Raw genomic sequence first — 3,270 nt, 5'->3', positions numbered from 1 at the left:
GCCTTCGGCGGCCCGGCGCCCAACCCGAGCGCTGGTTCTGGTTCGACCCACCCTTCCATCCCAACCAGTCGGTGCTGCTGCACAAGCAGTGCGACGGCGTCTGGCGCATCGACTTCCAGCTCGGTCGCGATGCCGACCCCGCCGAGGAGAAGAAGCCCGAGAAGGTGATCCCGCGCATCCAGGCCATGCTGGGCCCGGAGGTGGAGTTCGAGCTGGAGTGGGTCTCGGTCTACCAGTTCGCCTGCCGCCGCCTGCAGCAGTTCCGCCATGGGCGCGTGCTCTTCGTGGGGGACTCGGCTCACCAGGTTTCGCCCTTTGGCGCGCGCGGCGCCAACAGCGGGGTGCAGGACGCCGACAATCTGGGCTGGAAGCTCCAGGCCGTGCTGGAGGGCCGCGCGCCCCCGGCCCTGCTGGACAGCTACCACGCCGAGCGCGCCACGGCCGCCGACGAGAACATCCTCAACTCCACCCGCGCCACCGACTTCATCTGCCCCAAGAGCCGCGCCTCGCTGCGCCTGCGCAATGCGGTGCTGGAGCTGGCCCGCAGCGAGCCCTTTGCCCGCCCCCTGGTCAATAGCGGCCGGCTCTCCATGCCCACGCACTACGCCGCCTCGCCGCTGAACACGCCGGACGAGGAGGCCTTCGACAGCGCCATGGCCCCCGGCAGCCCCTGCCTGGACGCCCCCCTGGCCGATGGCGACTGGCTGCTGCGCCATCTGGGCCGCGGCTTCACCCTGCTGAGCTTTGGCGAGCTGCCGCCGCAAGACCTGGCCCCGGCCCTGGTGGTGGGGCGCGACATCGCCGACCCGCAAGGCCTGCTGCGCGAGCGCTATGACGGCCAGCCCGGCACCGTCTATCTGATCCGCCCCGACCAGCATGTGGCCGCGCGCTGGCGCGGCTTTGACACCGCCAAGGTGGCCGCCGCCCTGCGGCGCGCCCTGGCCCAGGAGTGAAGCGCCCATGCCCCTGATCCGCAGCCCCAACATCCCGGACCCCGATGGCTTCTACGAGGCCCTGATCCATTCCCAGCGCGGCCTGAGCGACGAGCAGGCCGACATGCTGCTGACCAAGTTGGTCCTGATACTGGCCAACCAGGTGGGCGATCGCGCCGTGCTGGATGAAGCCCTGGCCCTGGCCCGTGACAACACCTTGCAGGCCGGCGCCGCCTGAGTCCGGCCTGCGATTCCTTCCGACCTTTTTCCGTTTCTGAACCACGAGACTTCATGATGCTGTTCTCCCGCCGCCCCCTGATCCTGGCCCTGCTGAGCGCCGTGGCCGCCCCCGCCGCCCTGGCCGCCTATCCCGACAAGCCCGTGGAATGGGTCGTGCCCTACCCGGCCGGTGGTGGCAGCGATGTGGTGGCCCGCACCCTGGCCGAGGCCATGGGCAAGAGCCTGGGCCAGACCTTTGTGGTCAACAACAAGCCCGGCGCCGCCACCAATATCGGTGCCGACTACGTGGCCAAGGCCAAGGCCGACGGCCAGACCATCCTGAGCGCCGACACCGCCACCCTGGCCGCCAACCCCTGGCTCTACACCAAGCTCAGCTACAAGGCCGAGCAAGACCTGGCCCCGGTGGGCCTGATCGCCCGCTTCCCCATGCTGCTGGTGGTGAACCCCAGCGTGCCGGCCAAGACCTACAAGGAATTCCTGGCCTGGGCCGCGCGTCAGGACGGCGGCATCAACTACGCCTCGCCCGGCGCTGGCAGCCCGCACCACCTGGCCACCGAGCTGCTGCGTGAGCAGGCCAAGCTCAAGCTGACCCATATCCCCTACCGCGGCGCCGCGCCAGCGGTGCAGGATGTGATCGGCGGTCAGGTGCCCTTCATGTTCGTGGACACGGCCGCCGGCTACCCCCACATCATCTCGGGCAAGCTGCGCGCCATCGCCGTGGCCAGCCCTGCCCGCATCAAGACCTTTGCCGAGGTGCCCACCTTTGCCGAGCAGGGCCTGGCAGGCTTCGAGGCCTATGCCTGGCAGGGCCTGACCGTGCCGGCCGGCACGCCCGCCCCGGTGATCGCCACGCTGAACAAGGCCCTGCAGGAGGCGCTGAACAGCACCGCCGTGAAGGCCCGCTTCCAGGTGCTGGGCCTGGAGGCCCTGGGCGGCTCGCCCGAGCAGATGCGCGCCTACTGGAAGCAGGAACTGGCAAAGTGGGGCCAGGTCATCAAGGCCGCCAATATCAAACTCGACTGAGCATCTTCCCGATGAGCGAACTCAAGTACCAATCGGGCTTCGGCAACGAGCACGCCAGCGAGGCGGTGCCCGGCAGCCTGCCCCTGGGCCGCAACAGCCCGCAGAAGGTGGCCCACGGCCTCTACGCCGAGCTGCTCTCGGGCACGGCCTTCACCGCGCCGCGCGCCGAGAACCTGCGGACCTGGATGTACCGCCGCCAGCCCTCGGTGGTGGTGGGCGGCTACCAGCCCCTGGCCCATGCCGGCCTGAAGACCGGCGCCCGCGAGGGCGCGGCCGCCGTGCCGCCGGACCCGCTGCGCTGGGCGCCGCTGGCCCTGCCCGCTGCGGCCGATGCGGCGCAGGACTTCATCGAAGGTCTGCGCACCTATGCCGTCAACGGCGACCCCGACGCGCAGACCGGCATGGCCGCCCATGTCTATCTGGCCAATCGCTCCATGGAGCGCCGCGCCTTCGTCAATGCCGATGGCGAGCTGCTCATCGTGCCCCAGCAGGGGCGCCTGCTCATCACCACCGAGCTGGGCTTGCTGGACGTCAAGCCCGGCGAGATCGCCCTGATCCCGCGCGGCCTGGCCTTCAAGGTGGCGCTGCCGGACGGCCCCGCGCGCGGTTATGTGTGCGAGAACTACGGCGCCGCCCTGCGCCTGCCGGAGCTGGGCCCCATAGGCTCCAACGGCCTGGCCAATCCGCGCGACTTTCTGGCGCCGGTGGCGGCCTACGAAGTGGAGGAGGGCGCCTACGAGATCGTCAAGAAGTTCGGCGGCCGGCTCTGGACCGCGCAGCAGGGCCACACGCCCTTCAATGTGGTGGCCTGGCACGGCAATCTCGCGCCCTACAAGTACGACACGGCGCACTTCATGACCATTGGCTCGATCAGCTTCGATCATCCGGACCCCAGCATCTTCACGGTGCTGACCAGTCCCTCGGACACGCCGGGCTGGGCCAATGTGGACTTCGTGATCTTCCCGCCGCGCTGGATGGTGGCCGAGGACACCTTCCGTCCGCCCTGGTACCACCGCAATGTGATGAGCGAGTTCATGGGCCTGGTGCTGGGCCAGTACGACGCCAAGCCCGAGGG

4 protein-coding genes are annotated in these 3,270 nt (G+C 69.8%); all 4 read left to right on the top strand.

The genetic code is table 11. The features are described from left to right. Window positions 1–953, top strand: a 953-nt coding sequence (locus ACK5F2_RS13260) for an FAD-dependent monooxygenase (RefSeq protein WP_409865303.1), incomplete at its 5' end; no start/stop codon positions are given. A gap of 7 nt (window positions 954–960) precedes the next feature. Further along, entirely contained in the window at window positions 961–1,170 is a 210-nt protein-coding gene (locus tag ACK5F2_RS13255) for a DUF2783 domain-containing protein (RefSeq protein ID WP_409865302.1), read from the top strand. Window positions 1,171–1,226: 56 nt separating this feature from the next. Further along, window positions 1,227–2,195 carry a Bug family tripartite tricarboxylate transporter substrate binding protein gene (locus ACK5F2_RS13250; protein WP_409865305.1) on the top strand — a complete coding sequence of 323 codons (969 nt, stop codon included), beginning with the start codon at window positions 1,227–1,229 and terminating at the stop codon, window positions 2,193–2,195. Window positions 2,196–2,206: 11 nt separating this feature from the next. Continuing rightward, the coding region (hmgA, locus tag ACK5F2_RS13245) for a homogentisate 1,2-dioxygenase (protein ID WP_409865301.1) at window positions 2,207–3,270 on the top strand (1,064 nt) is incomplete at its 3' end.

It is taken from the genome of Roseateles sp., assembly GCF_046300915.1.
Classification (GTDB): Bacteria; Pseudomonadota; Gammaproteobacteria; order Burkholderiales; family Burkholderiaceae_C; genus Kinneretia.
Note: the sequence above shows the minus strand (reverse complement) of the source record. Positions and strands in the feature narration are given on the sequence as shown.

Bases quoted from the DNA above. Each gene is read 5' to 3' on its own strand.
- ACK5F2_RS13250 (WP_409865305.1), top strand. From the start codon at position 1,227: ATGCTGTTCTCCCGCCGCCCCCTGATCCTGGCCCTGCTGAGCGCCGTG.
- ACK5F2_RS13255 (WP_409865302.1), top strand. From the start codon at position 961: ATGCCCCTGATCCGCAGCCCCAACATCCCGGACCCCGATGGCTTCTAC.